This window comes from Pseudomonas sp. TWP3-2 (assembly GCF_049897765.1).
Taxonomy (GTDB): domain Bacteria; phylum Pseudomonadota; class Gammaproteobacteria; order Pseudomonadales; family Pseudomonadaceae; genus Aquipseudomonas.
Genome location: NZ_JAFCWW010000001.1, coordinates 220,146 through 235,301, shown reverse-complemented (window position 1 = coordinate 235,301; position 15,156 = coordinate 220,146). Strand labels below are relative to the sequence as shown.

Annotated in this window: 20 protein-coding genes; 2 read left to right on the top strand and 18 right to left on the bottom strand. The window is 60.6% G+C overall.

What is annotated here, in order from left to right; all coding sequences use genetic code 11:
* Positions 1-2: 2 nt before the first annotated feature.
* The 18 genes from ACP7EE_RS01070 to ACP7EE_RS00985 form a co-directional block, all read right to left on the bottom strand.
* The gene (locus ACP7EE_RS01070; RefSeq protein WP_426232933.1) at positions 3-527 is read right to left on the bottom strand and encodes a phage tail protein; all 525 of its coding nucleotides are present in this window, start codon (positions 525-527) and stop codon (positions 3-5) included.
* A complete protein-coding gene (locus ACP7EE_RS01065; protein ID WP_426232931.1) occupies positions 524-1,693 on the bottom strand; it encodes a baseplate J/gp47 family protein in 1,170 nt (389 codons plus the stop codon). Before ACP7EE_RS01065 ends, ACP7EE_RS01070 begins: the two co-directional genes overlap by 4 nt.
* Entirely contained in the window at positions 1,690-2,007 is a 318-nt protein-coding gene (locus tag ACP7EE_RS01060) for a DUF2590 family protein (protein ID WP_426232929.1), read from the bottom strand. The genes ACP7EE_RS01065 and ACP7EE_RS01060 overlap by 4 nt, the downstream gene beginning before the upstream one ends.
* Positions 2,007-4,304, bottom strand: a complete 2,298-nt coding sequence (locus ACP7EE_RS01055; RefSeq protein ID WP_426232927.1) for a phage tail tape measure protein — start codon at positions 4,302-4,304, stop codon at positions 2,007-2,009. The genes ACP7EE_RS01060 and ACP7EE_RS01055 overlap by 1 nt, the downstream gene beginning before the upstream one ends.
* A 5-nt stretch (positions 4,305-4,309) precedes the next feature.
* A complete protein-coding gene (locus ACP7EE_RS01050) occupies positions 4,310-4,453 on the bottom strand; it encodes a DUF6890 family protein (RefSeq protein ID WP_162888887.1) in 144 nt (47 codons plus the stop codon).
* A 20-nt stretch (positions 4,454-4,473) separates the two neighbouring features.
* On the bottom strand, positions 4,474-4,764 hold the full coding sequence (locus tag ACP7EE_RS01045; protein WP_426232925.1) for a putative phage tail assembly chaperone: 291 nt from the start codon (positions 4,762-4,764) through the stop codon (positions 4,474-4,476).
* A 33-nt stretch (positions 4,765-4,797) separates the two neighbouring features.
* Positions 4,798-5,274 carry a lysis system i-spanin subunit Rz gene (locus tag ACP7EE_RS01040; RefSeq protein WP_426232923.1) on the bottom strand — a complete coding sequence of 159 codons (477 nt, stop codon included), beginning with the start codon at positions 5,272-5,274 and terminating at the stop codon, positions 4,798-4,800.
* A complete protein-coding gene (locus ACP7EE_RS01035; protein WP_426232921.1) occupies positions 5,274-5,807 on the bottom strand; it encodes a lysozyme in 534 nt (177 codons plus the stop codon). The genes ACP7EE_RS01040 and ACP7EE_RS01035 overlap by 1 nt, the downstream gene beginning before the upstream one ends.
* Complete coding sequence (locus ACP7EE_RS01030) at positions 5,804-6,010, bottom strand: hypothetical protein (protein WP_426232919.1); 207 nt, start codon at positions 6,008-6,010, stop codon at positions 5,804-5,806. Before ACP7EE_RS01030 ends, ACP7EE_RS01035 begins: the two co-directional genes overlap by 4 nt.
* Positions 6,010-6,219, bottom strand: coding sequence for a TraR/DksA family transcriptional regulator (locus ACP7EE_RS01025; protein ID WP_426232917.1), 210 nt, complete (start codon positions 6,217-6,219; stop codon positions 6,010-6,012). The genes ACP7EE_RS01030 and ACP7EE_RS01025 overlap by 1 nt, the downstream gene beginning before the upstream one ends.
* Positions 6,219-6,671, bottom strand: a complete 453-nt coding sequence (locus ACP7EE_RS01020) for a phage protein (protein ID WP_426232915.1) — start codon at positions 6,669-6,671, stop codon at positions 6,219-6,221. The genes ACP7EE_RS01025 and ACP7EE_RS01020 overlap by 1 nt, the downstream gene beginning before the upstream one ends.
* Positions 6,672-6,674: 3 nt before the next feature.
* Positions 6,675-7,787, bottom strand: coding sequence for a DUF2586 domain-containing protein (locus ACP7EE_RS01015; RefSeq protein WP_426232913.1), 1,113 nt, complete (start codon positions 7,785-7,787; stop codon positions 6,675-6,677).
* Between the two features lie 14 nt (positions 7,788-7,801).
* Positions 7,802-8,470, bottom strand: coding sequence for a phage virion morphogenesis protein (locus tag ACP7EE_RS01010; RefSeq protein WP_426232911.1), 669 nt, complete (start codon positions 8,468-8,470; stop codon positions 7,802-7,804).
* Positions 8,460-8,903 (bottom strand): phage tail protein, encoded by a 444-nt coding sequence (locus tag ACP7EE_RS01005; protein ID WP_426232909.1) that lies wholly within the window; start codon positions 8,901-8,903, stop codon positions 8,460-8,462. The genes ACP7EE_RS01010 and ACP7EE_RS01005 overlap by 11 nt, the downstream gene beginning before the upstream one ends.
* A complete protein-coding gene (locus ACP7EE_RS01000; RefSeq protein ID WP_426232907.1) occupies positions 8,900-9,364 on the bottom strand; it encodes a head completion/stabilization protein in 465 nt (154 codons plus the stop codon). The genes ACP7EE_RS01005 and ACP7EE_RS01000 overlap by 4 nt, the downstream gene beginning before the upstream one ends.
* Before the next feature lie 98 nt (positions 9,365-9,462).
* Complete coding sequence (gpM, locus tag ACP7EE_RS00995; RefSeq protein WP_426232905.1) at positions 9,463-10,179, bottom strand: phage terminase small subunit; 717 nt, start codon at positions 10,177-10,179, stop codon at positions 9,463-9,465.
* Entirely contained in the window at positions 10,179-11,195 is a 1,017-nt protein-coding gene (locus tag ACP7EE_RS00990; protein WP_426232903.1) for a phage major capsid protein, P2 family, read from the bottom strand. Before ACP7EE_RS00990 ends, gpM begins: the two co-directional genes overlap by 1 nt.
* Before the next feature lies 1 nt (position 11,196).
* Positions 11,197-12,108 carry a GPO family capsid scaffolding protein gene (locus ACP7EE_RS00985; protein ID WP_426232901.1) on the bottom strand — a complete coding sequence of 304 codons (912 nt, stop codon included), beginning with the start codon at positions 12,106-12,108 and terminating at the stop codon, positions 11,197-11,199.
* 163 nt (positions 12,109-12,271) lie between these two features.
* Between ACP7EE_RS00985 and ACP7EE_RS00980 the strand changes: the two genes are divergently transcribed.
* Together ACP7EE_RS00980 and ACP7EE_RS00975 are read left to right on the top strand one after the other, a co-directional pair.
* Complete coding sequence (locus tag ACP7EE_RS00980; protein ID WP_426232899.1) at positions 12,272-14,335, top strand: terminase large subunit domain-containing protein; 2,064 nt, start codon at positions 12,272-12,274, stop codon at positions 14,333-14,335.
* On the top strand, positions 14,247-15,125 hold the full coding sequence (locus ACP7EE_RS00975; protein WP_426233414.1) for a phage portal protein: 879 nt from the start codon (positions 14,247-14,249) through the stop codon (positions 15,123-15,125). The genes ACP7EE_RS00980 and ACP7EE_RS00975 overlap by 89 nt, the downstream gene beginning before the upstream one ends.
* Positions 15,126-15,156: the final 31 nt, after the last annotated feature.

Here is a 15,156-nt window from a genome sequence, read left to right as displayed (position 1 = left end):
TCCTACAGGCTGGCAACCAGCGTTTGCTGGTCATCATTGAAATCGGCCAGGGCGACATGCAGTTGCACTGGAGTGATGGTGACGAAGTCGTAACGCCTGCAGGTGCGGCCGTACTGACGGATCAGCACGCGCAACAGGTCAGGGTTTTCAGAAAGCTGGGAGTCGCTGAGGGTCAACAGCACGATGTCCCAGTCCCGACCGGGCATGCGTTCGCTGACCTCGATGTATCCAACACCCAGACGCACCAGGATGCGTTTCAGGCCGGCAGTGCTGCCGGCGTCCACCGAGTTGATAAAGGCGTGTTTCACCCGCAGGCGAAACAAGCTCTCAGGCTCGCCGTTGAAGCGTGTGACGTCGCGCTGCCAGGCCCACAGTTCCAGGATGGACAGGTGGCAGGTGTCAGCGTCGAACTGCAGGTAGGGCCAGCGCAGCCACTCGGCGGCCTGTTCCCACCAGAGCTGGGCAGTGGCCACCAGCTTGGTCAGCTCCAGCCCTTCGAGCCAGAACGGAAGTTTGAGCTTGATCATTGCAGGACCACCGCCAAGGTGCTGATCCGAGGAATGTCCAAGGCCGACACAATGTCGCTATTGGCGAACCGCAACGAGCTGATATTCGGAAACTGGGCGTGCAACTCTTCGGTCAGCCGGCTGAAACTGAAGCGCGACTGAGGAAACGTGCGGGTCGGGGCATAGTCGCTCTGCGTGCTTTCGCGGAAAGCGGCGCGGATGAACAGCCCGATCTCGGCCTCGAGCGTCTGCAACTGCAGCGCGGTCAGGTTGGCGACCGGCCAGACCATTAGGCTGATCGCGTGCAACGTCTCGGGCATGGCCATCGCCAGCAGATCATCGCCGTGGCCGTGGTTACCGCCGTCACGGATATGCGTGTTGATCTGCTCCAGAAACGTCGCGGCGGGCACGCCGGCGTCGAACAACACGAAGGCATTGGCACTGCCAGGCCCACGCGGCGCGCCGTGTTCAAAGTACACGCCGTCCGCAGCAACCCCCGGAAAGCCGGTAATGATCGCCCGGTACACCGCATCGGTATGCCACTGGTTCACCGCTGAAAACTGGTTGCGCACGCGCAGGCGCAACTGGTCGTCATGCTCGGAATCAGCACCGGGCGTCTGCAGCCAGTCGGTGTTGTTCACCACCTGGACGATGCCGGGAACTGACTGGGGCAGCACGGCGTAATAACCCGGAGCCAGGTTGTAGCCGCTGCCGGCGCCCACGGCCTTGACCGGCACCACCAACTGGCTCTGGCCCTCTTCAAAGCTGCGCGGTTCGGTTGTGACCAACTGATAGATATGACCGTTGAGGGTCGGTGACTGGACGACCGTGTCAATCGGGACTTCCAGTTCGCCACCGGTATTCGCCCGGGTAAACAGAAGTTCTCCGATCGCCACCGTAGCCGCCTTGCGCTCGATGTTCACCGCCCAGGCCAGCATGTCCAGCCACTGTTTGCCGGCAGTTTTGACGAAGAAGTTCGGCAGCACGGTGCCGCTGACGAACTCCAGCAGCCACAACACCGGTTTGGTGACCAGAGCCGTGATGATCCGCCAGAACGGGCTGTAAGCGCTGGTGTTGCTCAGCGTGCTGCCTTGCTCGACGGCCAGCTTTTCCCAGGCATGCTTGAGCTGCGCCTCAGTGGTTGGCACGCCGGAATCACTGAGTGCCTTTTTGAAATCGACGGTCACAGGGTGATCTCCAGCAGGCCGAATTTCACGGTGGTGGCAGTGACCAGGTACACGCCGGGACTGCTCTGAACGATCTGCGCAGTGCCCGGTACCAGACGTTCGTCCGCTTCCACCAGCAGCTCCATTTGCTGAATGCAGTCGCGTTGACGTAGCCGGTCACGCTCGGCCACCAACGTGATCAGCAAACCGCTTTCCCGGATCAGATGCGCGATGTCCTGGGCGATCGAGGCGCGGTCATTCACCAGGAGCGGCTGGCGGGCTGGGTCAAGTACCAGGTCGTTATTCATGATCAACAGATCCACGTACTCGCTCATCAGCCGCCCACCGCCATGGCCATCATGTTTTCCAGCTCCAGCGGGGTCATAGGCTTGGAGGTATTGATATTCAATGTCTCGACGTGGGTGCCGGGGCGCTGGTTGGGGTTCATGGCGTTGCTCTGGTTCTGGAAGCTTTGCATCAGTCCTCCTTTCGGGACGGCCTCGGGTTTGGTGGGGCTGATCGACGTATTGGCGTTGATCGCCTTGCGGGCTTCGATGCCTTTGTCCGACTTGGCGGGCAGCTCGATGACCTTCTCGACGCGCGCCGGCAGTACGCTTTTGGGCTGCATTGAAAACGCCAGATCAGCGGATGCCGGCGGCAGCATGATCGGCTCGGCCTGGTTGATCTGAGGGGCAGGCATCTGCAACGGCTTGAAGGGCAACACGTTGGGTTGGGGCAGCTGCGCCTGGGGCGCCATGGCGTTCAGCATCGGCGTGACCGGTGCCGATGCCTTCGGTGCTGCAGCCATCACCAGTGGCGGCGCCTGGATCGGCGGCTGGGGCGGACTCATCAATTGCGGCAGCAGCGGCGCGTCGACCAGCGGAGCCGTGATAGAGGGCAATTCCGGCGCCACCGGCATGTCGCCAAAAGCCGCGTCGATCTGCACACCGGGAATCTTGTTCAGCATTTCAATCAAGCCATTGATGGCCTGTTTAAAGATGTTGACGATGCCGTCCCACGCAGCCTTGGCCATGCCGGACCAGCCGCCCATAGAACCGAACCAGTCAGACAGGGCGGTCAGCTGTTCGCTGATCCACTGAAACGCAGCGGTGTTCATCAGCGCCGCGCAAAGCTCGTCCCAGTACACGACAGCCGCGACCACGGCAGCGACCAACAAAACGATACCGGCCACGATCAGCAGCACCGGGTTGGCCAGCATTGCGGCGTTGACCAGCCAGATCGCGCCCTGCCACAGCAACATGCCGACCCGAACGAGGCCCATCCAGGTGTAGAGCACCACCAGACCGGCAGCGAAGGCCGCGACCAGAACGGTATGGAACAGGAACATTGCAATGGACTTGAAGCCCTGCCAGTTGAGCAGCTTCCAGACCGTGAGCATGCCCAGCCAGACCATCTTGCTGACCCCGACAACAAGGGTCAGCAACGACATGGCCGCGATGAAGCCAAAGACGATCAGCGTCGTGATGCCGATGATCCGCGTTATGTTCGGGAACAGCTGCGTCCAGCGGGTCAAGGTTCTGGCAATACCCACCAGACGATCCATCAACGGGGTCAAGGTAGGAATCAGCGATTGGCCGAACGCAATGCGCAGGGCTTCGACGGCTTTGCCAAACTGCTGCCAAGGGTCGACCATTTCCTTGGCCATCTTTTCGGCGTTCTCCAGACCTCGCACTTGGCCCAGCTCGCTGATACCGTTGCGCAGCCGGTCGGTGTCCTTGGCCAGCGCGCCGATCACTTGGGCACCTTCACCGCCGAACGCTTCCGTCAGCTTGGTGCCGGCAGCGGCGGTGGTCAGGTCGCCATATTTGCTGGTCAGCTTGTCCAGGATCTGGATCATCGGCAGCGCGTTGCCAGCGGCATCGGTGAACGTGAGGCCGGTTTTCTCAGCGGCTGCGCCCATATTTTCGAAGAACGCCTTGTAGCGCCCGCCGGCGTCGCCGCCTTCCATGGTGCTGGACAGCGTACCGATCACGGCCATCTGCTCGGCCACGCTCACACCGGCCTGAGTGGCAATCGCGCCTACTTCCTTGAACGCGTCCTTGAGCTGGGCCCCGTCAGTGCGAAACAGCTTCACCGCAAGTGCCGTTTGCCCGGTCAACTGCTCGACCCATTCGACTTTGCCCATCTTGTCGGCTTCGGTCTTGAACAAGTTGTACATGGTGCCCAGGTACGCGCCGGTGGTTTCCGCGTCGGCCTTCGTGACCTTGGCCAGTAGGTTGCTGGAACTGGTGATGGCGGCCAACTGACCGCCGACCAGGCCCTTGATGGCCCCATCGATGACGCGTGACGAGGCCACAAATTCGGCGGCGCTGGCCGCGTAGTCGATCGAGAATTCCAGGGCGGTCCGGTTCAGGGACGCCAGTGCGTCCTCGGCAGTCCCGAGGGCGCGCATGTCACCCAGCGCCCGATTGACTTCCAGCGCCGGTTCCAAAGATTCGGTGATGGCCACACCTGCACCCACCATGCCGGCCAGGCCTGCACCCATCTGAATGATGTTCTGCTGACTCTGGGCGGCAAGGTCGCTAAAGCTGGTTTTCACCTTGCCCAAGGGGGCGCTGATCTTGTCGGTCAGATTGAGGATGAAAGCCAGGCGGGCGGATCGGTCGGCCATCAGGGTTATCCGTTAAAGGCAGTAGAAATGCCGTTGGCGACGGCAATTTCCATGCGTCTCCAGTGTTCGTCTTCGAGCCACTTGGCGGTCCCCATGCTCTCGATGGTGGGTTCAGCGCCAGGCAGCCAGCGTTGGGTCAGGACCAACAGTTGGCCCAGACCGTCGTCGGTCAGTCCTGCGGCGTGGTCGAGGGCTTTTTTACGATCACTTGAACGTCCGGCGAGTACTCTTCCAGCAACGCACCAACGAGGGTCATGGTGGTGATCGGGTTTTCCAGCAGCACTTTCAGTGCAGCCTTGTCTTCATCCTTCACCGTGCCCATCAGCAGGTTATGGGCCGGGGCGACCTTGTTGGCCTGGGTGGTCGCATTGAAGTACTTGGTGATGACCTGAGGGGTCAGGGAGAACGTGAATTCGTTGTCGCCACGTTCCAGGGTGATGTCGCGGTTTACTTCGCTCATGTCTGTATTTCCGTAAAGTTGAGTTGCAAAGGGTCAGGGTTGTGCCGGCGTGCGTTGCACGACCTGGCGGATGTAGTCCTGCAGGCCGAGGATCATTTGCCGGCTTAAGGCGAGCTGATCTCGGAGGGTGAAATAATCAGGTCGAGCGTCTGCTGCGAGTTCGGCGCGTCCTGCATCAGCCACACGGGCGGTGGCGGCGGTAGCGGACACAGATTCAGAGGCGGGACAGGTGGCACGGATCCACAGCCGGCCAGAGCCATCGCCAACAGCACGGCGCAGGCGTTCGTTTTCAGTAAGTGCATGGCTCAATTCCGTGGTGTTTCGTTGATCGATCGCATCTCGCTCGGCGAGCATCTCGCCACTGAGGCGGGCCGCTTCGCGCAGGCCTGCTGCTTCGGACTGAGCGCTATCACGCTCGCGACGGGCGGTGTCACGCTGATCCTCCAGCAGGCCAAAACCAATCCAGCCCGCCAGGCACAGCACCAGGACAAACAACGCGTCACGCAGCATCACAAGCCCGTCCTGCACAGATCCGCTTCGGCCAACCGCCGCGCATGCAGGCCACGGACCAGTACCTTTTTGCCCTGCGCATTAGTGACAAAGGCCCAGACGGGAGTTTTGCCATCTGCCGCCCATGCCAGGGCCTGGCACCCGTCCGCAATGCGGCCGGCGTTGATCAGGCCGACGGCCCGACTTGCGCAGGTGCTCGGCACGCCGACGTTGTGCGCATGGCTACTCAGCGCGTCGAAGGTGTTCTGGCCCACTTGCTGATTGGTGATGCAATCAGCCAGCTGCAGTTGCCCTTTCTGGATCACCAGTTGTTCCACCTGGTCGCATCGAGCAGCGGACCAGTAATCACCAACCACGACCGGATCCGGGCTGGTATGGCGGGTGATGCCTTTGCAGACAGTAGGCAATCCACCGGCCAGTTTGTCGGCATACACCACGTTCTGGCCGTTGCCTTCCCAGTCGCCCAGAAACGCGGTCAACGTGCCGCTGCCGAGCACCAAAACGCCGGCGAATATCTTGTTGCGCAGGCTCATTCCTTGGCCTTCCAGTCACGCAGCATCTGGCGGTACTTGGGTACCAGCAGCAGGATCTGCAGCACCATGTAAAAAGCGGTCAGCATGTAGGCCACTGCCGACCAGTCGACAGCACCTGTCACACCCGTGGCGGCGACGCCGATGGCAGGCGACGCCTTTACCAGGGCAATGGCGGTGTCCTGAGCAGCCTGATTCGTGCTCATCAGCGAAGTCCTTTTTCGGTCACGGTTTGGCAAGGCACGCAACGGGTCATTCCGCCCAGCACCTGGCGCGCTGGTGGGATCTCCTTATCGCAATCCTCGCAATGGGTGAGGCTTGGCCCGCTCGCTCGCGATTTGGCCAACTGGGCCGCAATGGCTTGGTCGCGTTGTCGCTGCTCCAGAGCCTGCGCACGATCGAACGGGCAGACCATTACGTCAGGCCTTCGATTTCAGCAGCAGCCAGGTACGGCACGCCGTTGATCTTGATGAAGTCCGGACTGGTGACGTCGAAAGGCACTTTGTGGGTGTTCTTCGCGCCGCCCTTGGGATCGATACTCAGCAGGCTGGAGACGCGCACCTTGCAACCGAACGCCTCGATGCGCAGTTCCTCTTCGCCGGCCTTGGCGAAAAACACGATGTCGAACGGTTCCAGCTCACGGAAACTGCCGGATGTCTTCGCCTGCTCCACCAGCAGATTGAAGTTGGTGGTGTCCAGCTCCAGTTCGCCCGCTGCAGCGACATCGCCATCAACGTGGCCGTTGGGCACGCCCTTGGTCTGGGCCACGGTGCTGTTGTCGGTGATATCCAGGGTGCCGGCCTCGACGTGAACGAGCAGATCGCCCAGATTCACGTCGAAGTTCTTACCGCCAATTTTTGCGGTCATGGGTTACTCCGAATCCGTTACGGAAAGATCGAGCGCGATGTTTGCGGTCAGGTCTTTCGGGCAGTTGAGGGGGCGCAGCTTGAGGTAGGCCACGACAGAGGTTTTGCTCGTCCAGGTCAGCACGATGTCGCCGTCCTTTGGCTGCTCGATCTCGCCTGGAAACACCTGGCCGGCGAACTTGGTGGACTTGGCCATTGCACGCAGAGGGGCCATGAGCTTGGATGTGGTGGTCGCCATGCTGTTGGCCGAACTGTTCAGGCTCCGATCGCCCACATAGCGAATCAGCAGGATCCGCACGCGGCGCGCAGCCTTGTCCACGACACGAAGGTTTTCGATCACCTGGAAGTCACTGCCTGGCGCGTCCAGCAGATTGCCGTCACCCCAGTAGGTGCCCGGATAGTCCGGGTAGGTCTGTGGCACTGACAGGCGCGCCGCGTCCAGTTGTGTCAGCACGGCTGAAGTCAGGGCTACGCCGTCCAGATCCTTTGGCTCGGCGCCCAAGCCCACTACTGCGCCAGTCGCTACGCGCATCGGCGTATCAGCCACGCTCACGGAAGCGTTGGCCAGACGACCGGCCAGAACACCGAGGTTGTTGCCGTGCAGTTGCGGTACCGGCAGGACCCGAGGCGCAGCCAGGCCGTCGACAATGGCTTTCTGCTCGACGACGTAGGCGCTCCAGGTCAACTGCGGGGCAATGCCGGCAGTGGCAGCCATCACAAAGATGCGGCGGCCCAGCTTGTTGCTCAGGTCAGTGGCCGCAACGTGCATAGCTGACAGCTCGGCCTGGGCGGTCGACGGCTTGACGATCACCACCGCTTCGAAGGAATACGTGCGGGTCGCGCTCTCCAGAGCCTGTTGCCAGGTGATGTCATCAGCGATCGGAGCGGCCACGCAGGCCCAGCGATCGCCGCCGTTGCTACGCGCAGCCAGGATTTGGGTTTTCAGGTCGCTGTCCGGAACGCCTAGCTGGATATCCAGATCGCTCTGGGTATCCAGGGGGATCAGCTTGCCGACGTTCTTGGCGGCGGGACCGATGAACAGGAAATAGCGTTCGATCTCGGTCACGGCACCCTGGCCGAGGTTGAGATTGTTAACGCTGACTTTGCCGAGTGCCATAAAGCGGTGCCTCGTTAGCGGGGTGAATTAAGGATTTGTTGCAGCACCAGATTCACCAGTTGGCTGGTTTCACTGTCGCTGGCACCGAGGAACTGACGTGCAGGCAGCCGGATGTCCCAGCTTTGCGCGCCGGCGGATTCGGCTCGTTGGTCGTCCAGGACGCGGATCAACAATCCCGCCCGGGCGTAGTTCAGGTGTTGCTGAATCCACGCCACGGATGGACGTGTCAGGGTCTTTTTGCCGGTCTGGCGGGTTTTGAAGCCCAACTGACGCAGCCTTTTGGCCTGCTTTTCAGTGGCTGCGGTGCCAGGAGGGACCTTGTTCCACTCACGCATCTGCGCGGCGGTGCGCCGTTCGGACACGCCGTTGTGTTGCTGCGAGGCAACCCAGCGGGTCAGGGTGTTACGCCAGCCCAATTCGGCTTCGTTTCCGGTCAGGCGTGTGACATCGAGCAGCTTGCCCAGGCCCGCTTCCATCTTTTTCTTGCCCTTGGACGTGTCCTTACGGGCCTCAAAGGGTGTGCCGTCCAGGTTCTGCTGGTTGCGGATGCGCTGGCGGCTCAGGCTGCGCACGCGCTTGGCCACGTTGTTCAGCAGGCGCTTGCGCTTGGGCGTCGGCAACTCCATCAGAGCCAGCAGATCCTGAGCGGCAAGCATGCCGCGAATGTCCAGATCAAAGGCCATGGCCGTTCACCTCACCGGTTTCCGCGACCCACAGTTCGAATGGCACGAATGCCCAGGTCTTACCGAAGGCCTCGATCTCGCCTTCCAGATCCTCGGCCAGGTACTGGGCTTCGGTGAACTGAAGTTTGATGTCGACGTCGGCCAGGTCGTTGTCGAGCATGACCACGTCGAACACCACATTGGGCAGGCCGTCACGGTCCTGGTCGTGGGTTTCCAGCCAACTGCCCACCAGCGCAAACAGGCGCGCCGGGTGATCCGCGAAACTCTCGATCGTGATTGTCGCGCTGTAGTTCATGTCACCCATGTGCATGCCCTGGGTGTCGGGCTTCCAGACCAGTTCGACCTGGACCTGGTCGGTCCAGCTGTCGAGCTTTTCGGGGGCCACCAAGCGGCGATCAATGAGGTAGGCCGTCAAAGCCTGCAGCTTGATCACAGCAGCACCGCCGTGATGCGCCCACGGCCCTGCAGCGATCGGACGGCTTGCTGACTGAACTCCAAGAATGTTTCGCCACGCTCGGGCAGGTCTATGCCGGTGTTCTCCGCGCTGTCGCGGCGGGTCACGGTGGCAAACTGAGTAAGCAAACTGGCCTTGGCGCGGCAGTACACGGCGCGTTTGTACGTCGCTGTGTGAAATGTGCGCTCCGGCAGCACCATAGGGTCCGCAGATTCCACGGTGGTGACGCCTACGTTCTGCCATTCGCTTTTGCGCTTGGCCAGGTCTCGATTGACCTCGACCAGCGCGGTGGTCAAATCAGTGACCAGCATGTCCACCAGGTACTCCGCCGGCAGGCGGTAACTCTTCTGGAACTCGGTCACGGAGAGGTTCGGCCAAAAGCCGTCGTTCTCGATCGCCTGTTCCACAAAGGTCGTGGGTTTCCCGGAAAAGCTGCTCATTGCTGGCCACTCAAATAGGGGCGGGAAAACTGTTTCAGTGAGTCATGGCCATAAATGGTTGGCTCACATCCACAGTTTCTCGCCGGGGGGGTAGTCGGTTATTCGGTGGCGTTGTTAGCCAGGTCTTTTGCCAGCGCTTTGCGAGCGCCTTCCAGGCGCGTGCCCACACCGGCGGCGGGGTGCAATTCAGTGGCGCGTTCAAAGTGGGTGATGGCTTTCGCCCAGTCCTTGGCGGCCATTGCTCTGATGCCAATCAACTTGTGGTACTTGGCCGGAATTTGCTCGGTGAGCTCCCATTCGCCATCTACTCGAGGCAACAGGTCGGACAGGTACGGTTCCGGGCTGCGACCGGCCTTCTGCTCGGCTTCAGCCCACTCGATCACCGCATCGGCGACAAAGGTCGGCACGTCGCGCTTGAAGCGCTCAGGCAGCGGTTGGTCTTGTTCCATGGCGAAGTTCGCCAGGTCCAGGCCCGCTTCGAACTGCACGGTGTCAAACAGCCAGACCAGGACCTGCATCATCACCGCGTTCGGGAAGCTCAATCCGGAATCGCGATAGCGCTGCACATAGTCCAGGTACTTGGGTAGCAGCTCGTCACGCTTAAGCTGCTGACGCAGTTCGCGGCTGTTGATCGCGCTGATGCGTTCGAGGTCCTGCTCCAACGCGTCTTCCATCAGCTTCAAGTGTTTCTTCGCGTTCGCTGGGCTGGAAAGCGCGGTGGCGGCGGAATACGCCACCGCTTCGGCACCGGCGCGTACAGCAGCGGCTGGGCCTTCGGCTTGAACGCGGCGCTTGTGCGCCAGTGCCAGGCTCATCAGATCAACACCACGTTTTCAGCGGCCGCGAATTTCTCCAGCTGCTCGATCACGTAGCCTTCGTTGCGGCCGTTGTAATCCTCGACGCGCGAGCGTTTCGGGTTCTCGAGCAGGTGACGGCGCCAGCTGCTGTCCTGGAAGTAAATCGAGAGGTTGTCCCAGCTGGTGACGACCACGGCGTTGACCGGGAAGTGCGGTACGGTGAAGGTCGGCAGACCACCGTAGGTCGCGATGACCTGGGCACTTTCGATGCGCTCTTTCTCAGTTGGCTTGCCCGCCTGGCTGGAATACAGCTTGGCCTTGTCGGCTGCCAACAGGTCGCTGCCAACGATCGCCACCAGGTCACCGCCATCGCGGAACACGGAGCTGATCATCTGCTTGGTGTCGTGCACCAGGGCGTCGAGGTTTTCGTAATCGCCGCCGGCGCCGAGGGTGATTTTCCCGACGGCTGCGCCTTCGTGCAGCACCTGTTCAGGAATCTGCTCACGCGCCAATTGCAGCCAGCCTTTGTTCACGTCCTGCAGCATCGGGTAGGTGGCCAGATTGGTCTGCGCTGCAGCATGAGTACCGTGCCAGCCAATCATGATGCGATCGAGGGCGATCTGTTTCTGCACTGCCGCCGAGTAGCGATCTGCGAAGTCCGGAAACTTCGCCCAGCTGTCGATTTTGGCGAAAGGCAAACCAACGTCCGACTCGGTGGCGAACAGCTCATAACCCTCGCCAGTCAGGTCGGAAACATCCTTGGCTTCGCGATCAGTCGTCTTGGTGTTGGTGCGGCTGGTCACCGGACCGTTCACGCCGAACATGACCTTTTCGCCCTTGATCTCAGTGACAGGCACGACGTTGATGCGCTCGAGGAAATCGGCGCGCTCGGTGATCTTGTCGTTCAGTTCCTGGGCGATGCTCGGCTCGACGTTGAACTGGCGAGTCACGTCGACGCCATAGGTTTCGCCGATCGCCAAACACAGTGCGGAGTATTGCAACAGAGCACGGTTGGACAGGGATTTCTGGCTCATATCACAGCACTCGCGCTTTGGTGCCGGCGGGGCCGGTGGAGCGCGGCAGCTGGCGACCTTGAGGGGTGTTCGACAACGTAGCGAATTGCTTTTGCAGTTGCGCCAGGCTAGCCAGTACGGCTTTGTTGCCGGACTGTTGGCGGCTGAGGTTCTTCTCTTCCTCGGCCGTGGTGACGATTGCATCGACCGCCGTTTGCACGTCATCGATCGGTGCCTGGTCCGGCTCGTCTTCGGTGACAATAGGCTCAATCAATACTTGCAGGCCTGCGGCCACAATCATCAATTGCTCGATCAGGGCTTTGACGGCCTTGGCTGTAGCTTCATCCATTGGGGGTTTGCTCTCGGTGGGGGTTTGCGGGTCTGCTGGGGTTTCTTCGATACCGAAGCGCTTGAACAGCCCGGTGAACATGCCCAGAAGCTTGGTCAATTCGCCTTGAGGCTGATCGTCGCGGAGAGGGCCAAGCTCATGAGAGGCGGCGAAATACGCGGCCTTGCTTGTCTTGTTTGAAAAGTAGAGTTCCTGAGTGCCCAGGCTGGCCGGTTCGTCGGTCACACCCAAGCCAGTCAGATAAGCCTTGCCGGTGTTTGCGAAGTTGGGAGTGATCTCGATGCTGGTGAACAGCTTTTCGCCCTGGTCGTTAAGCCACAGCAATTTGTTGTTCGGCTTCAGTTGGGCCTCGAGCGCGATCTGCCCCGGGGCCAGATCGTCGCCTTCTTCCACCAAGCGCACCGCGAAGACAGTGCCATGCGAACCTGGCCAGCGTTCGTGGTCACACCAAATAACGGCGGTGTACAAAGAAGGCTTGTAGGTCTCAGCGATATCGCGCAGTTCCTGGGGAAGGATCTCGCGGCCATCTACGGTCGGGCCGCTGGTGGCGACACGTTTCCAGAACGAAACAAGGGAACGGGGCATGGGCGTTAACTGCGCTCAATCGGTGATTTGAGCCGCCAAGATATGGAGCAAAACGCTCTCTAACAAACGGTTCAATTGCGCGCTTCTCCTATATCCGCGATCTAGGTGAAACCCGGAATTTAACCCCGCGTTTTCGCTGTTTTCGCCGCATAGACTGCGGCCCATGTACTACTCGACCGAAGTTAAAGAAGCCGCCAAACGCCTGTTTCTGCGCCGCTGTAAGGCCAAGGAAATTCAGGCGCAACTCAACCTGCCCAATATCCGGATCGTCTATTACTGGATCCGCCAAGGCGGCTGGGAAGACATGCTGTCGGACGAGGAGCCGCTGACCGCTGTAGGCCGACGCATCACCCTGCTCCTGGACAAGGTCGGAAGCCTGTCCAAGGACGAATTGAACGAGCTCGACCGGTTGACCACCGTCCGTGAACGGCTGTTGAAGCAATCGGCGAAACCGGCGATAGCGCCGATCGGCGATCCGCCGGCAGACGACGGCCAACGTCGAGACAGCCAGCGCAACGACCGCCGGGACAAAAGCGATCGCGGCGAAAAAGGCGGGAAGAAGCGCGAGAAGAAAGCCAAAAACGAAGTGGGCGAGCTGACGGAAGTCGACTTTCTCGACAAGTTCATCAGCAAAATGTACGGCTACCAAAAGGAGCTGTTTGCCGCCAAACAGAACCCGCTGACGAGCCGGATCCGGAACATCCTCAAAAGCCGCCAGGTGGGTCTGACCTACTACTTCGCCGGCGAAGCGTTCATGGACGCTGTGCTCACTGGTGACAACCAGATTTTCCTGTCGGCCAGTCGCGCCCAGTCCGAGATTTTCCGCAGCTACATTGTGTCGTTTGCTCAAGAGTGGTTCGGCCTGGAACTGACCGGCAACCCGATTGTGTTGAGCAAGGACGGCAAGCCGTGGGCCGAGCTGCGCTTTCTCAGCACCAACAGCAGCACCGCCCAAGGTCACCATGGCCACGTCTACGTCGACGAATATTTCTGGATCCGCGACTTCGAAAAACTGAACACGGTCGCCAGTGCAATGGCCACCCACAAGAAGTGGCGTAAGACCTACTTTTCCACGCCCAGCGCCGTGTCGCACCAGGCCTACCCGTTCTGGACCGGCGAGAAATTCCGTAACAGCAAACGCAAGAACGCCAAGGATCCGTGGCCCAGCGAAGCACAAGCCGCAGCTGGCTCGCTGTGTCCGGACGGGCAATGGCGCAAGGTCATCACCATCCTAGACGCGATCGCCGGCGGCTGTGATCTGTTCGACCTCGAGCAGCTGCAGCTGGAGTACGACGAAGACAAATTTCAGCAGCTGTTCATGTGCAAGTTCATCGACAGCACGCAGAGCGCATTTTCCCTGGTCGACCTGGAGCGCTGCTATTCCGATCTGTCGCTGTGGGCCGACTACGACCCCGACGACCCTCGCCCCTTCGGCAACAGCCCCGTGTGGATTGGATACGACCCGAGCCGCACCCGCGACGATGCAAGCTGTGTGGTCATCGCCCCGCCGCTCGAGGACGGCGCCAAGTTTCGGATTCTGGAAAAACACAGCTGGCGTGGGCAGTCGTTCAAGTACCAAGCCGAGCAGGTCAAGAAACTCACGGAGCGCTTCAACGTGCAACACATCGGTATCGATACCACCGGCATCGGCTACGGCGTGTTCGACCTGGTGCGCGACTTCTATCCGCGAGCGACCTCGATTCACTACAGCCTCGAAACCAAAAACACTCTGGTGCTCAAGGCGCAGGACACGATTCAGGGCAGCCGCATCGAGTGGGACGCCGGCTGGAATGACATCGCTCAGGCGTTCCTAACGATCAAGCGCGGCACCACCGGCGGCGGGCAAGTGACGTACAGCGCATCCCGTACCGACGCGTCCGGCCACGCCGACATTGCCTGGGCAATCATGCATGCCCTGGCCCATGAACCCCTCAACACCAACAAGCAGCGGCGCAGCCGCTACACACTCAGCGGATCAAGCACCAATGGGCAAACCAGTAAAAAACCAGCCGCAAAAACCAGCACCAGGTCCGATGCGGGCGTTTTCATTCGGTGCACCGGAGCAGGTCCTGACCGAGAACATCGGCCATTACTTGGGCGTGTTCGCCAGCCACGACGGAAAGACCTACACGCCGCCGGTGTCCCGCCAAGGCCTGGCCAAGCTGCTGCGCGCCAACGCTCATCACGGCGCCATTCCCGGGTTCAAACGCAACCTGCTGCTGCGTGAGTTCATTCCGTCGGAGGGCTGCTCGGTCCAGACCATGCGCTGCGCTGGGCTGGATTTTATGGTGTTCGGCGAGGCGTATTTCCTGCGCAATCGCAACGCTTTCGGCCAGGTGCTGCAGATGGAGCACCTGCCCACGATCAACATGCGGGTAAGGGTTGGTGGCGGGTTTGTGATGCTGTTGCCGGACGGCAAGCAGATGGAGTTCGAAGAGGATGAAGTTGAACACGTTAAGGAGTACGACGTGGAACAGAACGTCTACGGCGTGCCCGACTACCTGGGCGGCATGCAGGCGCTGTTGCTCAACGAAGCCGCCACCCTCTTTCGTCGGCGCTACTACAGCAACGGCGCGCATGCCGGTTACATCTTCTACACGAACGACCCGAACCTGACCGAGGAGGACGAAGAGTCCCTGCGCGATCAGATCAGCGCGAGCAAGGGCGTGGGCAACTTCCGCTCGATGTTCGTAAACATCCCGGGCGGCACCGAGAAGGCGATTCAAATTATCCCGGTCGGCGACTTCCAAGCCAAAGACGAGCTGGAGAAGGTCAAGAACATCACCCGTAACGACGTGATCGCGGCTTGGCGGATGAATCCGGCACTGGCGGGCATCATCCCGGAAAACAGCGGTGGCTTCGGCGACATCGAGAAGATCGATCGCGTGTACACCAGCAACGAGATTCGACCGATCTGTCAGTTGTTCAACCAGCTCAACGACACGTTGCGCGAAGACAGGCGATTCACCTGGAAGAAACAACCAGAAGTAGTTGATTCACCTGCATCTGGTGCCTGATCAAGAGATTGCCACTATATATTGTGGCAAT

Excerpts from the sequence above, each read along its gene's own strand:
- ACP7EE_RS00990 (WP_426232903.1), bottom strand. The coding sequence starts at position 11,195 with ATGAGCCAGAAATCCCTGTCCAACCGTGCTCTGTTGCAATACTCCGCA.
- ACP7EE_RS01070 (WP_426232933.1), bottom strand. The coding sequence starts at position 527 with ATGATCAAGCTCAAACTTCCGTTCTGGCTCGAAGGGCTGGAGCTGACC.
- ACP7EE_RS01060 (WP_426232929.1), bottom strand. The coding sequence starts at position 2,007 with ATGAGCGAGTACGTGGATCTGTTGATCATGAATAACGACCTGGTACTT.
- ACP7EE_RS01000 (WP_426232907.1), bottom strand. The coding sequence starts at position 9,364 with ATGAGCAGCTTTTCCGGGAAACCCACGACCTTTGTGGAACAGGCGATC.
- ACP7EE_RS01015 (WP_426232913.1), bottom strand. The coding sequence starts at position 7,787 with ATGGCACTCGGCAAAGTCAGCGTTAACAATCTCAACCTCGGCCAGGGT.
- ACP7EE_RS01025 (WP_426232917.1), bottom strand. The coding sequence starts at position 6,219 with ATGGTCTGCCCGTTCGATCGTGCGCAGGCTCTGGAGCAGCGACAACGC.
- gpM (WP_426232905.1), bottom strand. The coding sequence starts at position 10,179 with ATGAGCCTGGCACTGGCGCACAAGCGCCGCGTTCAAGCCGAAGGCCCA.
- ACP7EE_RS01020 (WP_426232915.1), bottom strand. The coding sequence starts at position 6,671 with ATGACCGCAAAAATTGGCGGTAAGAACTTCGACGTGAATCTGGGCGAT.
- ACP7EE_RS01010 (WP_426232911.1), bottom strand. The coding sequence starts at position 8,470 with ATGGCCTTTGATCTGGACATTCGCGGCATGCTTGCCGCTCAGGATCTG.
- ACP7EE_RS01035 (WP_426232921.1), bottom strand. The coding sequence starts at position 5,807 with ATGAGCCTGCGCAACAAGATATTCGCCGGCGTTTTGGTGCTCGGCAGC.
- ACP7EE_RS01040 (WP_426232923.1), bottom strand. The coding sequence starts at position 5,274 with ATGCTGCGTGACGCGTTGTTTGTCCTGGTGCTGTGCCTGGCGGGCTGG.
- ACP7EE_RS01045 (WP_426232925.1), bottom strand. The coding sequence starts at position 4,764 with ATGAGCGAAGTAAACCGCGACATCACCCTGGAACGTGGCGACAACGAA.
- ACP7EE_RS01055 (WP_426232927.1), bottom strand. The coding sequence starts at position 4,304 with ATGGCCGACCGATCCGCCCGCCTGGCTTTCATCCTCAATCTGACCGAC.
- ACP7EE_RS00980 (WP_426232899.1), top strand. The coding sequence starts at position 12,272 with ATGTACTACTCGACCGAAGTTAAAGAAGCCGCCAAACGCCTGTTTCTG.
- ACP7EE_RS01030 (WP_426232919.1), bottom strand. The coding sequence starts at position 6,010 with ATGAGCACGAATCAGGCTGCTCAGGACACCGCCATTGCCCTGGTAAAG.
- ACP7EE_RS00985 (WP_426232901.1), bottom strand. The coding sequence starts at position 12,108 with ATGCCCCGTTCCCTTGTTTCGTTCTGGAAACGTGTCGCCACCAGCGGC.